Origin of the sequence: Rheinheimera muenzenbergensis, from assembly GCF_036984005.1 — a bacterium.
In the GTDB taxonomy this organism is placed as follows: Bacteria; Pseudomonadota; Gammaproteobacteria; order Enterobacterales; family Alteromonadaceae; genus Alishewanella; species Alishewanella muenzenbergensis.
Genome location: NZ_JALAAR010000016.1, coordinates 57,268 through 74,302, shown reverse-complemented (window position 1 = coordinate 74,302; position 17,035 = coordinate 57,268). Strand labels below are relative to the sequence as shown.

The window sequence follows — 17,035 nt, the reverse complement described above, 5'->3', positions numbered from 1 at the left end:
CTTTGGATATCAGTCAGATTGAGCAGTTACTTACCGAGCAACTACAGTTAAGCGAAGTCAGAGTGACTGCTGAAGGTTCGCATTATGCTGTTTTAGCGGTGGGCGATTGTTTTGACGGCGTAAGCCGGGTAAAACAACAACAAATGATTTATGCGCCACTGATGGCAGCGATTGCTGATGGTTCTATTCATGCTGTCAGTATTAAGACCTTTACACCACAGCAATGGCGTAGAGAGAAACTCCTTAACCCCCCGATGTAGTATTTTATGCAGCAATTTCTTGTTACAGGTGGTCAGGCGTTACACGGTGAGGTAGTGATTTCCGGTGCTAAAAACGCCGCTTTACCGATACTGTTTGCCAGTTTATTGTCGGAAAAACCGACAACGATCAGCAATGTTCCGCGGCTGAAAGATATCGAAACCACAGTTAAACTGCTCCAGCTATTTGGTGCCGACGTGCAGTTCAGCAACAATCAGGTTCAGGTTGATGCCGGTAATGTAAATAATCAGTTTGCGCCTTATGAGCTGGTTAAAACCATGCGGGCATCGATATTGGCGCTTGGTCCTTTGCTGAGCCGTTTTGGCCAGGCAGAAGTATCCTTACCCGGCGGTTGCGCTATTGGCGCCAGACCTGTCAATTTACACATTGATGGTTTGCGCAAAATGGGCGCTGACATTGTGGTTGAAAACGGCTATATCAAAGCGACGGCCAGCCGGTTAAAAGGCGCCCATATTATTATGGATATGGTTAGTGTTACCGGCACCGAAAACCTGATGATGGCAGCAGTGCTGGCCGATGGTGTCACAACCATTGATAACGCCGCCCGTGAACCCGAAGTGGTTGATCTGGCAGTGTATCTGAACACTATGGGTGCAAAGATCCGCGGTGCCGGTACCGACAGTATTGTCATTGAAGGTGTGCCGGCATTGCATGGCGGTGTACACAGCGTGCTGCCTGATCGGATTGAAACCGGAACCTTTCTGGTGGCGGCTGCAGTAACCGGTGGCGACATTACCTGCTGCAGTGCTGATGCTGCTGAGTTGGAAGTCGTTCTGGAGAAACTACGCGAAGCCGGTGCTGAAGTCACCACAGGCTCTGACTGGATCCGGGTAAATATGACCGGTCGCAAGTTAAAAGCCGTGAATATTAAAACAGTCCCTCACCCGGGTTTCCCCACTGACATGCAGGCCCAGTTTACTGTGCTGAACGTCGTTGCCGAAGGGGTAGGTATGATTACCGAAACCATATTCGAAAACCGTTTTATGCACGTGCCTGAACTGCAGAGAATGGGCGCGAAGATAAGCCTCGAAGGTAATACCGCAGTGTGCCAGCACACGGATAAACTGACTTCAGCCCAGGTAATGGCAACCGACTTACGCGCTTCAGCCAGCCTGGTGATTGCCGGTCTGGTTGCGCAAGGCACTACAGTGGTTGATCGTATCTACCATATCGATCGCGGCTACGAGCAAATTGAGCATAAGCTGAAAAAGCTTGGTGCCAGTATAGAAAGAGTAAACGCGGCCTAGGCCGCGTTTTTTTATGCACGGTTGCGGTGCTGTTAGTTAACGGCGTAACTCCCGCACTATAGTATTTATGATCAGGCGCTGGCCGGCGCGGTCTACCGTTAGCGGTAGGGCCGAATTTGGCGGGGCCTCAGCAATCATATTCAGCGCCTGCTGAATACTTTCAAAACGCTTGCCGTCTACCTCAAGCACGATATCACCAATTTGTAGCCCAGCCTCCGCTGCCGGCCCGTTAGCGTTAATCGCCGTAACACTGAAACCATACAGCCGTTGGCCGGATGACAACAAAGGTTCACCAGCTGCATTTATCACTGCATCGCCTGTTACGCCAAGGTGACTGCGGCTTACCCGACCTTGCTTAATCAGTTTCTCCATAACATTGATGGCCAGTTTATAAGGCACAGCAAAGAAAATACCCTGAATATCCTGGTTTTCAACCTGAAAAGCTGCAGCGTTAATACCAATAAGGGTGCCGTTACTATTTACCAGGGCACCACCAGAGTTACCGCGGTTGATAGCCGCGTCCATCCGCATAAAGTCGGGGTAACCGCGTGAACTCAGGCCGGTATTACCGGCTGCGCTGATGATACCCTGGGTTATGGTTTGCCCCAGGTTAAGTGGGTTACCAATTGCCAGTACCACATCGCCTACCTGTGGTTCCAGCTGCAAATCTTGTGGGATCACCGGCAGATTATCGGCTTGTACATACAACACAGCTAAATCGCTAATTTCATCCTGACCTATTAGTACCGCTTCCAGTGTGCGACCGTCCTGCAGGGCAACCTCTATATAGTCGGCGCCGTAAACAACATGATAATTAGTCAGGATATAGCCTTGCGCACTCATTACAACACCAGAGCCGAGCTCCTGCCGTTCTATGGTTCTGGGCCGCAGTGAGCGGGGGTCGACAAGGGTACTGCGGGTGTATACGTTGACTACAGCAGGCGCAGCGCGTCGTACCGCTTTGGCATAACTTACCGGCACATCATCCTGCGTGGTGTTAAAACTTGTCTGAAAGGGGAATGTCGCCTGTCTCAGTGAGGGAAAGAGCAGCATCAGTACAAAGGCCAGTGCCAGACCATAGGCGACACTTTTAAGCAAGAACGACAGAAATTTAGCCACGAAATTCGCTGGATTGGTCAGTTTCAGATGACAATAGCATAACACTAATATCTAGCCAGCAATAGGTTGCTACTGCTGGCTAGCCAGGGTTAGCGGATCAATATATACAGGTTAGTGTTGCCGCGCTGAATATTAAGTGCTGCTACACCGCTGCGGTTATCCAGAGCTTTGCGCAAATCAGCCACATTGCTGATGCGTTGCCGGTTTACGCCGACAATAACGTCGCCTTCAACCAAGCCAATTTGAGCGGCGGCGGAGTTAGTTTCTACTGCACCGACTTTTACGCCACCGTCACCATTGGCCAGTTCTGCACCTTCCAGCATCGGGTGCATCTGACTTGCTGCCACTTGGCCACTGCTAACTTCTTGCAGTGTCACGGTCACAGTGCGTTCTTTACCGTCACGCAGTATGCCCAACTCTGCTTTGCGGCCGGCGCCCAGTGTTGCAACTTTGGCACGCAACTCGCCGAAGGCACTGATTTTATTGCCGTTCATGCTGATAATCACATCACCGGATTTTAGCCCGGCGCTTTCTGCCGCACTGTCGGGCACAACTTCATTGACAAAGGCACCCCGGCTGACTTTCAGGTTCATGGCTTCTGTCAGATCTGAAGTGACATCCTGACCGCGTATACCTAAACTGCCACGACGAATTTCGCCATGCTCGATGATTTGGTCGGCCAGGTTTTTCATCATATTGGCTGGAATAGCGAAGCCGATACCGATATTACCGCCGTTGGGGCCGAGAATGGCGGTATTAATACCAATGAGCTCGCCACGCATATTCACCAGAGCGCCACCCGAGTTACCGCTGTTTATTGCGGCGTCAGTCTGGATAAAGTCTTCAAAGCCTTCAATGCCAAGACCGCCGCGTCCCAGCGCACTGACAATACCGGAGGTTACGGTTTGCTCTAAACCAAAGGGGTTGCCAATGGCAATTGCAAAGTCACCAACCCGCAGTTTATCTGAATCTGCCAGCGGGATAGCGGTAAGATTTTTGGCTTCTATTTGCAGCAGAGCGATATCACTTTCTGGATCAGCGCCAAGCTTTTTGGCCTTAAACGTCCGGCCATCTTTGAGCCGCACTTCGATATTGTTAGCGTCCTGAATAACGTGATTATTGGTAACGATATAACCTTTAGCGGCGTCGATTACCACGCCTGATCCCAAACCTTTAAAAGGCCGCTCTTCCCGGTATTCGCCCTGACCACGCTGGCCAAAGAAATAGCGGAATGCTTCGGGCAGGCGCTGGCGGATCTCGCGGCTACCTTCTACGGAAATATGCACCACCGCCGGTGTGGCTTGCTCCAGCATCGGCGCCAGGCTGGGCATTTCCTGTTCGGCAGAAAAAAACGGGATCCTGGCGTGCACCGGCGCAGCTGTTGTCAACATCAGACTGGTAGCAACGGCAGCTCCAAGCAATGACAATTTCATATTCATAGCGTAATAGTCTCCTTTTGCGATATGCGACTAAGAACGTGTATTAACAGAAAAAGTTCAGCATGTAGTTTTCGTGATATGTAACAAATTATTTGTCGGCTTTGCTGTGCCGGTACTCTTTAATCAAACCGCTGGCCTGTCCGGAATAATCCAGTGGCTGTTTTTCAGCCTCGGCCTCTGAGTAGACCCGGCGTTTTTCATCAATCTGATGCAATGATTGCCGAATATAAGCCGCAGTATCGCCAGACAAGTAGTTCAGATCCTGTTTTACCGACTCTGTTGGCTGCTCTACCAACTGCATGCGGGAATCGGCTATATGCCGGGCGATGCGGGCGTAATTGTCCTGCAATTGCGTCATCAGCTGATTAGTGGTTTCCAGATGAGTTGACACATCGTGGCGATACTTAGCTAACTGCGCCTGGCTATTTTCCAGCTCAAGCTTCAGTTTGTTGCGGTTTAACTGTTTCAGTGTCAGCAAACGGGCACTAACAGCGCCGACGACCAGACCGATAACTAACCACATAACAATGTAAAGATATTCCATAACAACTCCTGCAGGGCAATTTCTATCGACAGTGTAACCTAACTTCTTATCGGCAGTGGTAAGGCATGTTACTATTATCGCTGTTATTTAGGGTTTATGGTGCCGGCTTTCAAGTAATTAAAAATGACTCCGATAGAAAAATATCAGCAAGATTTAACCCGCTCTGATTTTCATCAGGATGCGGCCCAGGCGTTTGCTGTTAGTCAGTTGCAGCGGCTGTATGATGATTTTGTGGCGAAAAAGGACGATAAACCGTCTGTTATCAGCCGCTTATTTGGTAAGTCAACCCAAGCTAAGCCATTGCAGGGGCTGTACTTTTGGGGCGGTGTTGGCCGCGGCAAAACCTATTTAGTGGATACCTTTTACGAATGCCTGCCAACAAACCGTAAAATGCGCATTCACTTTCACCGTTTTATGCACCGGGTACATGAAGAGTTAAAACTGCTGAAGGGCGTGAGTAACCCGCTGGAAAAGGTTGCCGATAGCTTTAAGCAAGAGACCGATATCCTCTGTTTTGATGAGTTTTTTGTTTCTGACATCACTGATGCGATGATATTGGGTACCTTAATGCAAGCGCTGTTTGCCCGCGGTATTACGCTGGTGGCAACGTCAAATATCGAGCCGGATGGCCTGTATCGTAACGGTTTACAACGCGCCCGCTTTTTACCAGCAATTGAGTTAATTAAACAACATAGCCGCATTGTTAATGTGGATAGTGGCATTGACTACCGGCTGCGTACGCTGGAGCAGGCCGAGATTTATCATTTTCCGCTCGATCAGCAGGCGGATACCAACCTGCAGAATTATTTTAATGCTTTGTCGTCTGAGCCGCGTCAGCAGAATACGGCAATAGACGTAGCCAACCGACAAATTATGGCCCGGCATGAGGCCGACGGCGTTGTTTGGTTTGATTTTAGCCAATTATGTGAAAGTGCCCGCAGCCAATATGACTATATGGAATTGAGCCGGTTGTACCATACCGTGCTGTTGTCCGGCGTTAAACCTATGGGGCGGCATAATGACGATGTGGCACGGCGCTTTATTGCACTGGTTGATGAGTTTTATGAGCGCAGCGTCAAGCTGATTATTTCTGCTGAGGTTAAGCTGGAATTACTGTACAGCGAAGGCATCCTTAGCTTTGAATTTAAGCGTTGCATCAGCCGGCTGCAGGAGATGCAATCGCATGAATATCTGGCGAAACCGCATTTGCCGTAAATTTTTTTGCCGTGACAGATAAATTTTGCATTTTAAGGCTGATTTTTATAATTGGTTAATATATAATCCGCGCCCGGCCAACGTTACAGCCTGTTGCTACCGTTAGCCCGGTAGTTTTTGTGCTCGAAGGGGTACGCTAACGACATCCGCTGCATTAGCCCGCACGGTGTCAGGTGTAACTAAGTTATTTTGGATAGAATGAATGAAAACTTTTACTGCTAAGCCAGAAAGCGTAACACGCGACTGGTACGTTGTTGATGCGACAGGTAAAACGCTGGGCCGTATCGCAACAGAAATCGCTGCCCGTTTACGTGGCAAGCACAAGCCAGAGTACACGCCACACGTAGACACCGGTGATTACATCATCGTTGTTAACGCTGAGAAAGTGGCTGTTACCGGCAACAAAGCACAGAACAAGATGTATTATTCTCACACTGGCTTCCCTGGTGGTATCAAGGAAATCAGCTTCGAGAAACTGATTGCGAAGAAACCAGAAATGGTTCTGGAACTTGCTATTAAAGGCATGTTACCAAAGGGTCCACTGGGCCGCGCTATGTTCCGTAAGTTGAAAGTTTACGCCGGCGCCGAGCATCAGCATGCTGCTCAGCAACCGCAAGTATTAGATATTTAATCGGAGCATAACATGGCACAGAATCAATATTACGGAACTGGTCGTCGTAAAAGCTCAACGGCCCGCGTTTTCTTAAAAGCCGGTTCAGGCAACATCGTTGTTAATCAGCGTGGTCTGAAAGAATATTTCGGTCGCGAAACTGCTTGCATGGTAGTTCGTCAGCCATTAGAGCTGGTTGATATGGTTGAGAAATTCGACCTGTACATCACTGTTAAAGGTGGTGGTATCAGCGGTCAAGCCGGTGCTATCCGTCACGGTATTACCCGTGCACTGATGGAATTTGACGAATCACTGCGTCCGGCGCTGCGTAAAGCAGGCTTCGTGACACGTGATGCGCGTCAGGTTGAACGTAAGAAAGTGGGTCTGCGTAAAGCACGTAAACGTCCACAGTACTCAAAACGTTAATCGTTTTGTTGTGCAAGAGCCCGGCTATCATTGCCGGGCTTTTTTATGTCTGCAATTTACCAGTTGGTGTCTGCGCTAACAGGCAATACAGTGCCAAGCTGTAAGATAATAGCTATTCAGTGCGCCTTAATCCTTGTGTAAAGCAGGGCTTTTCATTATGATCGGCGTTATTTTTTCAATTTATAATAATTGCTGAAATTCAGCCGCTTAAACTTCAGTTTAAGCGTTAACGTGGAGACAAGTGGATGAGCAATGCGCCTGTAGATCAAGGTCGCCGCCGCTTCCTGACCATTGCTACCTCAGTAGTGGGGGGTGTTGGTGCCGTCGGAGCTGCCGTGCCTTTTATCGCGTCATGGAACCCCAGTGAAAAGGCCAAGCAAGCCGGTGCTGCGGTCAGTGCCGATATCAGTAAACTTGAGCCGGGCCAGTTAATCCGGGTAGAGTGGCGTGGTAAGCCGGTATGGATTGTAAAACGGCCACAGGCCATGCTGGACGCACTGGCGAATCACGAAGACAAATTACGTGATCCTGAATCAGTGGTACCGCAACAACCAGCCTATGCACAAAATCGTCATCGCTCCAAAAAGCCTGAAATTTTTGTTGCTGTAGGTATTTGTACCCACCTAGGCTGCTCACCCAGTTATCTGCCAGATGATTTTTCAGCGCAGGTTGAGGGTGTCAGTTCTGGTTTCTTCTGTCCATGTCACGGCTCTAAGTTTGATATGGCTGGCCGGGTTTTCCAAAGTGTGCCGGCGCCAAAGAATTTGCAAATCCCTCCGTATATGTACGTTGACGACAATATCATCGTAATTGGTGAAGATGAGGGGACTGTCTGATGTTTAAAAATCTGATGAGTTGGATTGAATACCGTTTACCCTTCATGGAGAAAATGAACCTCCATGTTATGCAGTATCCGGCACCAAAAAACTTTAACTTCTGGTACTTTTTTGGCTCACTGGCCATGTTAGTGCTGGTTAACCAGATCCTGACCGGTATCTGGTTAACGATGAACTATGTACCTTCAGCTGATGGAGCTTTCGCTTCTGTTGAATACATCATGCGTGACGTTGATTACGGTTGGCTGTTGCGTTATATGCACTCCACCGGTGCGTCGGCATTCTTCGTAGTAGTGTACTTACACATGCTGCGTGGCATGATGTACGGCTCTTACCAAAAACCACGTGAGCTGTTGTGGATTTTCGGTATGTTAATTTTCCTGGTGCTGATGGCAGAAGCCTTTATGGGCTATTTATTGCCGTGGGGCCAGATGTCATTCTGGGGTGCCCAGGTTATTATCGGTATTTTCGGTACTATACCTTTTGTCGGTGAAGATTTAACACTGTGGATCCGCGGTGACTACGTTATCTCTGGTGCGACATTAAACCGCTTCTTTGCGCTGCACGTCATTGCTCTGCCGTTGGTGCTGGTTATCCTGGTGTTCCTGCATATTATGGCACTGCACGAAGTCGGCTCGAACAATCCGGATGGTATCGAAATTAAAAAAGACAACGACGGTACTGTTGAGCAAACTGAAGCAGACAAAAAATTCACCTTCCATCAGTACTTTACTCGTGGTGGTAAGAAGATAATTGTCGATGCGATACCATTTCACCCTTATTACACGGTGAAAGATATGGTTGGTGTAGCCGGTTTCCTACTGGTATTTGCCTGGGTTATTTTCTTCTTCCCGGAAGGTGGCGGTTTCTTCCTTGAACCACCTAACTTCGAGCCGGCAAACCCGTTGAAAACCCCTGCGCACATTGCACCAGTGTGGTATTTCACGCCTTTCTATGCGATTTTGCGCGCCATCCCGCATCCGTTTATGGGCGCTGTAGCGATGTTTGCCGCTATTCTGGCACTGGCACTGCTTCCCTGGTTAGATCGCGGCAAAGTGCGTTCAGTGCGCTACCGCAGTAACCTGCACAAGATAAATCTGGTTAATTTCTGTGTTAGCTTCGTGGCGCTGGGTGTGTTAGGTGTACTGCCGGCAACGCCGACCTACACTTTACTGTCACAGACGTTCTCATTTACCTATTTCGGTTTCTTTGTGTTGCTGTTCTTCTACAGTAAAAATGAAGCGACTAAACCACTGCCAGTGAGGTTAACCTAATGATGAAAAAGTTATTGTCTGCTGCAGCATTATTAGCATCGTCACTGGCGATGGCAGCTGGCCCGGCGGTCCCATTGGACAAAGCACCTATTGATCTGACCGACAAGGTGTCACTGCAAAACGGCGCCAAGCTGTTCCAGAACTATTGTCTGGGTTGCCACCAAATGCAGTATCAGCGTTATATCCGTACGTTCCGTGATCTGGATATTCCGGAAGATGTGGGGATGGCGAATTTAATGTTTACCGGTGAAAAAGTCGGTGACCATATTACTAACAGCATGTCTGCTAAGAATGGTGAGAAATGGTTTGGTGCTACCCCGCCCGATCTCACCAACGTGGCACGTGTGCGCGGCCCGGACTGGCTCTACACCTATTTACGCAGTTTTTATGCCGACCCGTCACGTCCTTTCGGCGTAAATAATGATGTGTTTCCAATGGTGGGGATGCCGCATGTGCTGCAGGAGCTGCAGGGCAAACCTTACAAAGCCTACGAAACCCGGCTGGTAGATGGTGAAGCAAAGCAGGTCTATGTTGGTATAAAAACTGACGGCAGCGGCGAAATGAACAGCGAAGAGTATGATCGCGCCGTGGCAGATCTGGTAAACTATCTGGAATACGTTGGTGAGCCTACCAAACTGGAAGCCCATGCGCTTGGCGTTAAAGTGCTGGTGTTTTTACTGATATTCTTCGTTTTAGCTTACCTGCTGAAGAAAGAATATTGGAGAGATGTACATTAATTAGTTATTTCAACTAGTTATGTTTACAGGGGCCTTAGCGCCCCTTTGCCGTTTTAAATTTTCCGGAGGAAAACATGGCGATTACTGCCAACAAACGTCCAGTGATGACACTGTTCTCAGCTGCTGATGATATGTTCAGCCATCAGGTACGTATCGTACTGGCTGAAAAAGGCGTAACAGTCGATATACTGCAAGTGACGCAGGATAACCTGCCGGAAGATCTGTATGAAGTGAACCCATACGGCAGCCTGCCAACCTTGTTGGATCGCGAGCTGGCGCTGTACCAGGCCAATATTATTATGGAATACCTGGACGAGCGTTTTCCACATCCACCGTTGATGCCGGTTTATCCTGTAGCCCGTGGCCAGGCACGCTTGATGATGTACCGCATTGAACACGACTGGTATCGTCTGGCCGGCAGTATTTTGCGTGGTGATGACCAGGCAGCTGCTGCAAGGCAGGAGCTGAAAGAAGGTTTGTTATCAATAGCGCCATTATTTAACGAAGCGCCGTTTTTTATGAGTGAAGAATTCGGCCTGGTCGACTGCTATATGGCTGCATTATTGTGGCGTTTGCCGCAATTGAATATAGAGCTGAGCGGCCCGGGTAGCAAAGAGCTGAAAAACTATATGACACGCATCTTTGATCGGGACGCATTTCAGGCATCGTTAAGTGATGCAGAGCGTGAAATCCGCCGCGGAATGAAGCTGTAATGAAGATGACGCCAAACCGCCCTTATTTACTTAGGGCGTTTTATGAATGGATTGTTGACAACAAGGGTACACCTTACTTAGTTGTTGACGCCACTTTCCCGACGGTTAAGGTACCGGTGCAATTTGTGCAGAATGGCCAGATAGTACTAAACATTAACCCCTCTGCTGTAGGAAACCTGCAGTTGGGCAATGATGCGGTTACCTTTAATGCCCGGTTTGGTGGCCAGCCTTTTGCGCTGTACATACCTGTACAAGCGGTACTGGCAATATATGCCCGCGAAAACGGCGCCGGCACAGTGTTTACCCTGGAAGAAGAAGAGGATGACGCTGAGCTATATGCCGAGGCGTTGGACGACGAGCCAGAGCCACCAACACCGCCGAAGACGAAAAAAGTTTCACATTTGAAAGTGGTCAAATAGCCCAACCAGCTAGCTGGCTTCGGCACTAGTTTTTTGCTGTAGCCAATTGCCAGAATGCTTTGATAAGCGGCTCGTGCAGCCGCTTATTTAGCATACAGACACCAAGGTCAAAAGGTTCAAAGCGGTAGTCCAGCTCCAGGGTGCGGACACGATCTTTCACCGGACTGTTACTGACCACCGCATCAGCGACTAACGCAACGCCGGTACCTAAAGCCACCATTGATACCATAGCTTCGTGCCCATCAACTTTTGCCACTACCTGTGGCGATATTGCCATATCTTGTAACCAACGGTCGAAGCGGCTGCGTGCCGGGCCGTGCTCCGGCATAATCAGCGGGATCTTGTACCAGGGGATAGGCTGTTGCTGAAGTAGGTCGTTAACTTTGCAAGGTATTGTTGGGGCTATCAGCATCACGGGCAAACTGGCAATACTGCGAAACGCCAGATTAGCCGGCAGATAGGCCGGATGGGCAGCAAGGGCAATATCGACTTCATCCAACCGTACTTTTTCAATGGCTGAGGCGGCATCACCGGTGGTTAGCTTGATCTCTGCTTTCGGGCAACTCAGACGGAAACGATCCAAAATCGCCGGTAAATGGCTATAACTGGCGGTAACAGTGCAAAACAGGCGAATTTCGCCGCTCAGTTCAGCACTGGCCAGTTGTAAGTCTATCTGCAATTGATGCCATTCATCCAGCCAGTTACGAACAAAGCCGGCAAAGCGCTCGCCGGCGGGAGTTAGTCTGACGGACCTTTTATCACGGAAAAACAACTCTGCGCCCAGCTCTTGTTCCAGTCGCTGGATCACCCGGGTTAAGGTAGGCGCGCTAACATACATTTGCTCACTGGTTTTACTGAAATTCAAACTACTGGCCAGATGCTGAAACAACTGAGCACTACGAATATCCATAGCTTATCCATGTCTATTTCAAAAAATGAAATACAGAGTTGTAAATATATCACTTCACGCAATTAAAATCAGTAGCTAGTATTAGGACATTAAAGCAGGCAATGACTACTGCTTAGGCTCTGCCAACAGTGCAGGGCGGTTAACACAAATTCAGAGATGCAGCATGACAAATTACTTTAATACATTAAATTTACGCCAGCAGTTGGGCCAATTAGCCCAATGTCGTTTTATGGACAAAGCCGAGTTTGCCAACGGTTGTGAGCTATTAAAAGGTTGGAACATCGTTATTGTCGGCTGTGGTGCTCAGGGTTTAAACCAGGGCCTGAATATGCGTGATTCGGGCTTAAACATAAGCTATGCCTTACGTGCCGAAGCTATTGCTGAAAAACGTGCGTCATTTCAAAAAGCCAGTAGCAATGGTTTTACCGTTGGCACCTATGAAGAATTGATCCCGAGCGCTGATTTAGTGCTAAACCTGACGCCGGATAAACAGCATAGCAGTGTGGTTGATGCCGTTATGCCGCTGATGAAGCAGGGTGCGACTCTGGCTTATTCACATGGCTTTAATATTGTTGAAGAAGGTAAGCAGATCCGGCCCGACATCACTGTCGTGATGGTGGCACCAAAATGCCCGGGTACCGAAGTGCGGGAAGAATATAAAAGAGGATTTGGGGTACCGACATTAATTGCGGTACACCCGGAAAATGATCCCAAAGGACAAGGCTTAGACATTGCCAAAGCTTATGCGTCGGCAACGGGGGGAGACCGGGCTGGTGTACTGCAGTCATCTTTTGTGGCGGAAGTAAAATCCGATCTGATGGGTGAGCAGACTATCCTGTGTGGCATGCTACAAACCGGTGCCATACTGGCGTTTGATAAAATGGTTGCTGATGGTACCGAACCGGGCTATGCCGCCAAGTTAATCCAATACGGTTGGGAAACCGTAACGGAAGCGCTGAAACATGGCGGCATTACCAATATGATGGACCGTTTAAGCAACCCGGCCAAGATCAAAGCATTCGATCTTGCCGAACAGCTTAAAACCACACTGCGGCCATTATTTGAAAAACATATGGACGACATCATCAGCGGCGAGTTTTCCCGCACTATGATGGCAGACTGGGCCAATGATGATAAAAATCTGCTGCACTGGCGTGAGCAAACACGCAGCAGCGGTTTTGAGCAGGCACCGGTGTCGGATGAAAAAATTGCCGAGCAAGACTATTTTGACCGCGGCCTGTTGTTAGTCGCTATGGTGAAAGCCGGTGTTGAACTGGCATTTGAAACCATGGTAGATGCCGGTATCGTTGCTGAGTCAGCATACTATGAGTCGCTGCATGAGACACCCTTGATTGCCAATACGATAGCGCGTAAACGCCTGTATGAGATGAATGTGGTAATTTCTGATACCGCAGAATACGGCAACTATCTGTTTTCGCATGCAGCCGTACCTTTGTTAACAGACATAGTGAACGGCCTTGGCAGTGAATACATCGGCAAGGGTAGCAGCGGCAGCAATGGCGTCGATAACCTGAAGCTGATCGCAGTTAACGAAGCTATCCGTCAGCATCCGGTAGAAACGGTCGGTAAAAAATTACGTGGTTATATGACAGCGATGAAACGCATAGTGGAATCGACGCAATAACCGAAAGAATGATGTGGTTATAGCTCACTTATGGCGCCAGAAGCACTTAAGTGAGCTGACCAATAATGATGTTATACGTGGACCTTGGTTGTTTTGCCCTGCTATGCAGGGCTTTTTTTTCGCGTTAAGCTGGACCTTTATTACAGGAGCACAGCCAGATGAAAACGATCGCCCTGGTAGCCCATGATGGTAAAAAGCAAGCGTTGTTAAGTTGGGTAGTGGCGCATAAGGCATTTTTTGCAGATAAACAATTGGTGGCTACCGGCACGACTGGCAAATTAGTTGCCGATGCATTGCAGCAACAGGTCTTGTGCCTGGCAAGCGGCCCGCTGGGCGGTGATCAGCAAATAGGCGCTATGATTGCCGAGCAAAAAATTGACTGGCTGGTATTTTTCTGGGACCCGCTGTCATCTCAGCCACATGATCCGGACGTGAAGGCACTGATCCGCTTAGCGGTAGTATGGAATATCCCGGTAGCCTGTAATCAGGCTACCGCTGACTTTATTGTCCATTCCAGGCTGTATCAGCAGGATTACCAGCGTGAAGTGCCGGATTTTACACCGTACCAGCGCCGTTTAGATTAGTCAGCTGCAGTCGGCGATATTAAAGTTGCTGCAATAGTGCCTCAGCAGCATCTTTTTCACTGAAGCTTGCTGTATCAGCAAGCAGTTGCCGCAGTATGGTTTTTGCTTCATCTTTGCGCTGCAACTGCGCCAGCGTGTAGGCCAGATGAAAACGGGTTGCCGGCTCTGCTGCATCCAGAGTATTCGCCTGGCGTAGTACGGCCAGTGCTTGTTGATAGCTACCGGTTTTAGTCAGGATCCAGCCATAGGTGTCCAAGGCAGCAGCATGCTTCGGCGCAAGCTTAACTGCTGTTTCGGCATAACTAAGCGCGGTTTTAGCATCGGTTGCCAGGTACAGATTCGCCAGGTTATTGTGTACAGCAACATCATCGCTATAAGCACCTGCCGCTAACAGAATTTCATACTGCTGTATCGCTTCCGTAACTTGTTGCTGATTGACAAAATGCTCGGCCAGAAGCCGGCGTAGCCAGTTAAAATCCTTGTTTTCTCTTAAGTTGTCTTGCGCCAGCAAGCTAAAACCCTTGGCGTCAACACCGTTTTTGGCTAATTGGTACAGCTTTACCCACACCAGCTGGAAAGCCGGATCGAGCCGCAAAGCTTGCTTAAACAATGACACTGCCTTGTTGGTATCTTTGTTTAGCAGCGCCAGATCAGCGCTTAACATAGTAATATTGGCATCTGTTGCGGCATAAGGCTGCAATCGGCGTAACCATTTTTCAGCTTGTAGTGGTTGCTCGGTTAACAGGTAATGATTCACCAGCTCTAACTGAATCAGTCTGGATTTTGCATTGCTTTGCTGGGCTGCCAGCAAACTTTGCTCAGAGGCGCTGTTGTTTCCCAGTTCACGTTGCAGTAACGCCAGACGTAGCAGCTTATCTGCGTCATCCTGCACCAAGCTTTGCAGTAATTCGGTCTGATAAATAGCTTCGTCATTGCGCGACAGCAGTTTTAACAACTGGGCTTTTTTCCACAGCAAGGGTTCGTGCAAAAACTTACGCTCCAAGCCTTTATCAACTATAGATAAAGCGTTCTGGTACTTTTGTTGTTGCATATACAGGTCAAATAACATGCTGTCAGCTGGCGGGTACGGCACTACAGCTGTGGTGTCTAACAGCAGTGTTTCGGCGTCTGAAAGGCGCCCGCTTCTGATGTACGCCAATGCCAGTAAGGTCGGTGCCGGTTTGTAACTTTGGTTTGCCTTCACTACCGGTTCCAGCAGTGCAATAGCGCTTGCATTATTTTGTTCAGATAGTGCTATCTGTGCCAGATTGAACTGTGCAGCCAAATGACCGGGCTCCTGTTGCAGTATCTGTTGCAACAGCACTTTGGCGGCGTCGGCTTGTTGCAGCTTTATTAGTACCGCTGCTTTGAAGTTAAGATAGCCACTGTTTTGCGGAGCCTGTTGCAGCAGTTGATTGGCCAGAGTCAATGCAGTATCAAAGTCGCCACTTTCCAGCGCAAATAAAGCCTGATTAGTGGTAATAAGTAAAGAGGCCCCATGTTGCTGTTCAAACTGTTCGATCAGTTGTTGTGCCTGTGGGTTCTGCGTCAGTTTTTTCAGTACCGCAGCATGCAGTACAGCAAATTCAGCATTGTCAGGATACTGCAGGCGTAAAGAGGCGATAAGTTGTTCTGCTTTATTGGTTTTATTGGTCGTTATGTACAATGTTGTTAACAACTGCGCCAGCTCCGGCATGGCATTGAGGTTGCTCAGATGTTGTTCTAGCAGCAGTATGGCGGCATTAACATCATTTTGCCGCATGTAGATGCGCGCCAAAATCGCCACAGCGTTTAAATCGGCTGGTGCTAACGGCAAATAGGCATGCAGGTCACTGCGGGCCTTCTCATAGCTGCCTTCCACATAGGACAGCAACGCGCGACTATAGAGCCGGGAAGGCTGGGCTTCTATCTGTTGCCGTGACATTTTCCACAGTAAATCGCTTAGCTGCTTGCCGCTATTTTCTGCGGCAGCAGCTTGCGGTTTGATGGCTGACAACCAGGCTGCGAGCAACAGTGCGTAAGGATCATCAGGTGTAAATTGCAGGATATGCTGAATAGTCTGCTCAGCTAAATCAAGTTTTTGCTGGCTGACATAGTTGCGCAATAGCGCCCGGCGCAGCAAGGGATCTTGCGGGCTTAGCTCAGTGGCTTGTTCGTAAAATTGCTGAGCAGCGGCGGCGTTGCCGTTTAGTTGTAACCATTCTGCCCGCAATTGCAGGCTCTGCGGATTAGCGGCATCAATATTTAGCGCCTGTGTAATTAAATCATTGGCTTCGTCGTAATTGCGCTGTTTTAAACGAAGTGCGGCCTTGCTGTTAAGCAGACGCAGAGATTCACTTTGCAGTTTACTGGCTGCGGTGTATTGGGCTTCAGCAGCGTCAATATTACCCATATTCAATTGTGCAGCTGCCGATAACAGATGCCAGTCAAAGCGTTGCGCTGGTGCTAATTGGTAGCGTTGACCCAAGGTAAGCACTTGTTCATTTTTACCGGCGAATAAATAGGCGGTGGCTAACTCTTCAAGCATCGACGCTATGTCGGCGTTGCTGTCCAATGCCTCTTCAAATTCGGTGATCGCTTCGTTGAAATAGCCTTTGTTCAGTAGTACTTTGCCCATCAGAACTTTAGCTGGGATATGCTCTGGCGCTTGTTGCAGAACATTTTTCAGGTGAATGTACGCAGCATTGGCTTCAGTTTGATTAAACGCCTGAATCGCCTTTTCAAAATCTTCGTCGGGGCCGGCTAAGCTCACTGCCGGAGCAAATAAACAGATGAAGTAAAGCGCATGTTTTCCGAGGCAATGCATAATAGATCAGGCTCCTTCTGAACAACTCGAACCTAGTGTAGCGGCAATTGAAAATTGATGCACGGATAACCGTTAATGCACAGCAAAGGCTGTAGGGGAAAGAAGGTAGGCCGCAAACTGCGCGGCCACCTAAGGTCCTGTTTCGTCATCCTGTCGAAGCTGTCCGTCGCTTTTCATCCCTGGCTCCTTCCCGGAGTGTTCCTAAAGGCGTCCTGGCCTGTCCTGAGTTCCT

General features: G+C 48.9%; 17 protein-coding genes. 12 read left to right on the top strand and 5 right to left on the bottom strand.

The window, feature by feature from the left end; translation table 11 throughout:
• The first annotated feature begins 2 nt into the window (after positions 1 to 2).
• Both MN202_RS16545 and murA read left to right on the top strand, forming a co-directional pair.
• Entirely contained in the window at positions 3 to 260 is a 258-nt protein-coding gene (locus MN202_RS16545; RefSeq protein ID WP_335737246.1) for a BolA family protein, read from the top strand.
• Between the two features lie 6 nt (positions 261 to 266).
• Positions 267 to 1,526, top strand: a complete 1,260-nt coding sequence (gene murA, locus MN202_RS16540) for a UDP-N-acetylglucosamine 1-carboxyvinyltransferase (protein WP_335737245.1) — start codon at positions 267 to 269, stop codon at positions 1,524 to 1,526.
• 36 nt (positions 1,527 to 1,562) lie between these two features.
• On the opposite strand, the gene MN202_RS16535 is transcribed toward murA, so the two are convergent.
• The 3 genes from MN202_RS16535 to MN202_RS16525 form a co-directional block, all read right to left on the bottom strand.
• Positions 1,563 to 2,645: a trypsin-like peptidase domain-containing protein gene (locus MN202_RS16535; protein WP_335737244.1), complete on the bottom strand. Its 1,083-nt coding sequence runs from the start codon at positions 2,643 to 2,645 to the stop codon at positions 1,563 to 1,565.
• Between the two features lie 89 nt (positions 2,646 to 2,734).
• Positions 2,735 to 4,084 carry a Do family serine endopeptidase gene (locus MN202_RS16530; RefSeq protein WP_335737243.1) on the bottom strand — a complete coding sequence of 450 codons (1,350 nt, stop codon included), beginning with the start codon at positions 4,082 to 4,084 and terminating at the stop codon, positions 2,735 to 2,737.
• Between the two features lie 88 nt (positions 4,085 to 4,172).
• Positions 4,173 to 4,628 (bottom strand): Z-ring associated ZapG family protein, encoded by a 456-nt coding sequence (locus MN202_RS16525; protein WP_335737242.1) that lies wholly within the window; start codon positions 4,626 to 4,628, stop codon positions 4,173 to 4,175.
• A gap of 123 nt (positions 4,629 to 4,751) precedes the next feature.
• Between MN202_RS16525 and zapE the strand changes: the two genes are divergently transcribed.
• The 8 genes from zapE (at position 4,752) to MN202_RS16485 (ending at position 10,858) form a co-directional block, all read left to right on the top strand.
• Positions 4,752 to 5,843 (top strand): cell division protein ZapE, encoded by a 1,092-nt coding sequence (gene zapE / locus MN202_RS16520; protein ID WP_335737241.1) that lies wholly within the window; start codon positions 4,752 to 4,754, stop codon positions 5,841 to 5,843.
• 202 nt (positions 5,844 to 6,045) lie between these two features.
• A complete protein-coding gene (rplM, locus tag MN202_RS16515) occupies positions 6,046 to 6,474 on the top strand; it encodes a 50S ribosomal protein L13 (protein WP_205311632.1) in 429 nt (142 codons plus the stop codon).
• A gap of 12 nt (positions 6,475 to 6,486) precedes the next feature.
• Complete coding sequence (gene rpsI, locus MN202_RS16510; RefSeq protein ID WP_335737240.1) at positions 6,487 to 6,879, top strand: 30S ribosomal protein S9; 393 nt, start codon at positions 6,487 to 6,489, stop codon at positions 6,877 to 6,879.
• 245 nt (positions 6,880 to 7,124) lie between these two features.
• A complete protein-coding gene (gene petA / locus MN202_RS16505) occupies positions 7,125 to 7,715 on the top strand; it encodes a ubiquinol-cytochrome c reductase iron-sulfur subunit (protein ID WP_335737239.1) in 591 nt (196 codons plus the stop codon).
• The gene (locus MN202_RS16500; protein ID WP_335737238.1) at positions 7,715 to 8,989 is read left to right on the top strand and encodes a cytochrome b; all 1,275 of its coding nucleotides are present in this window, start codon (positions 7,715 to 7,717) and stop codon (positions 8,987 to 8,989) included. The genes petA and MN202_RS16500 overlap by 1 nt, the downstream gene beginning before the upstream one ends.
• Positions 8,989 to 9,726 carry a cytochrome c1 gene (locus MN202_RS16495; protein ID WP_335737237.1) on the top strand — a complete coding sequence of 246 codons (738 nt, stop codon included), beginning with the start codon at positions 8,989 to 8,991 and terminating at the stop codon, positions 9,724 to 9,726. Before MN202_RS16500 ends, MN202_RS16495 begins: the two co-directional genes overlap by 1 nt.
• Before the next feature lie 74 nt (positions 9,727 to 9,800).
• Positions 9,801 to 10,439: a stringent starvation protein SspA gene (sspA, locus tag MN202_RS16490; RefSeq protein WP_335737236.1), complete on the top strand. Its 639-nt coding sequence runs from the start codon at positions 9,801 to 9,803 to the stop codon at positions 10,437 to 10,439.
• Between the two features lie 5 nt (positions 10,440 to 10,444).
• Entirely contained in the window at positions 10,445 to 10,858 is a 414-nt protein-coding gene (locus MN202_RS16485) for a ClpXP protease specificity-enhancing factor (protein WP_335737285.1), read from the top strand.
• Positions 10,859 to 10,883: 25 nt separating this feature from the next.
• Here MN202_RS16485 and ilvY read toward each other — a convergent pair whose 3' ends face one another.
• Positions 10,884 to 11,768 (bottom strand): HTH-type transcriptional activator IlvY, encoded by an 885-nt coding sequence (gene ilvY, locus MN202_RS16480; RefSeq protein WP_335737235.1) that lies wholly within the window; start codon positions 11,766 to 11,768, stop codon positions 10,884 to 10,886.
• Positions 11,769 to 11,931: 163 nt separating this feature from the next.
• On the opposite strand from ilvY, the gene ilvC reads away from it, so the two are divergent.
• Together ilvC and MN202_RS16470 are read left to right on the top strand one after the other, a co-directional pair.
• Entirely contained in the window at positions 11,932 to 13,413 is a 1,482-nt protein-coding gene (ilvC, locus tag MN202_RS16475) for a ketol-acid reductoisomerase (protein ID WP_335737234.1), read from the top strand.
• Positions 13,414 to 13,571: 158 nt separating this feature from the next.
• A complete protein-coding gene (locus MN202_RS16470; RefSeq protein WP_335737233.1) occupies positions 13,572 to 13,997 on the top strand; it encodes a methylglyoxal synthase in 426 nt (141 codons plus the stop codon).
• A gap of 19 nt (positions 13,998 to 14,016) precedes the next feature.
• Here MN202_RS16470 and prsT read toward each other — a convergent pair whose 3' ends face one another.
• Positions 14,017 to 16,803 carry an XrtA/PEP-CTERM system TPR-repeat protein PrsT gene (gene prsT / locus MN202_RS16465; protein WP_335737232.1) on the bottom strand — a complete coding sequence of 929 codons (2,787 nt, stop codon included), beginning with the start codon at positions 16,801 to 16,803 and terminating at the stop codon, positions 14,017 to 14,019.
• Positions 16,804 to 17,035 lie beyond the last annotated feature (232 nt).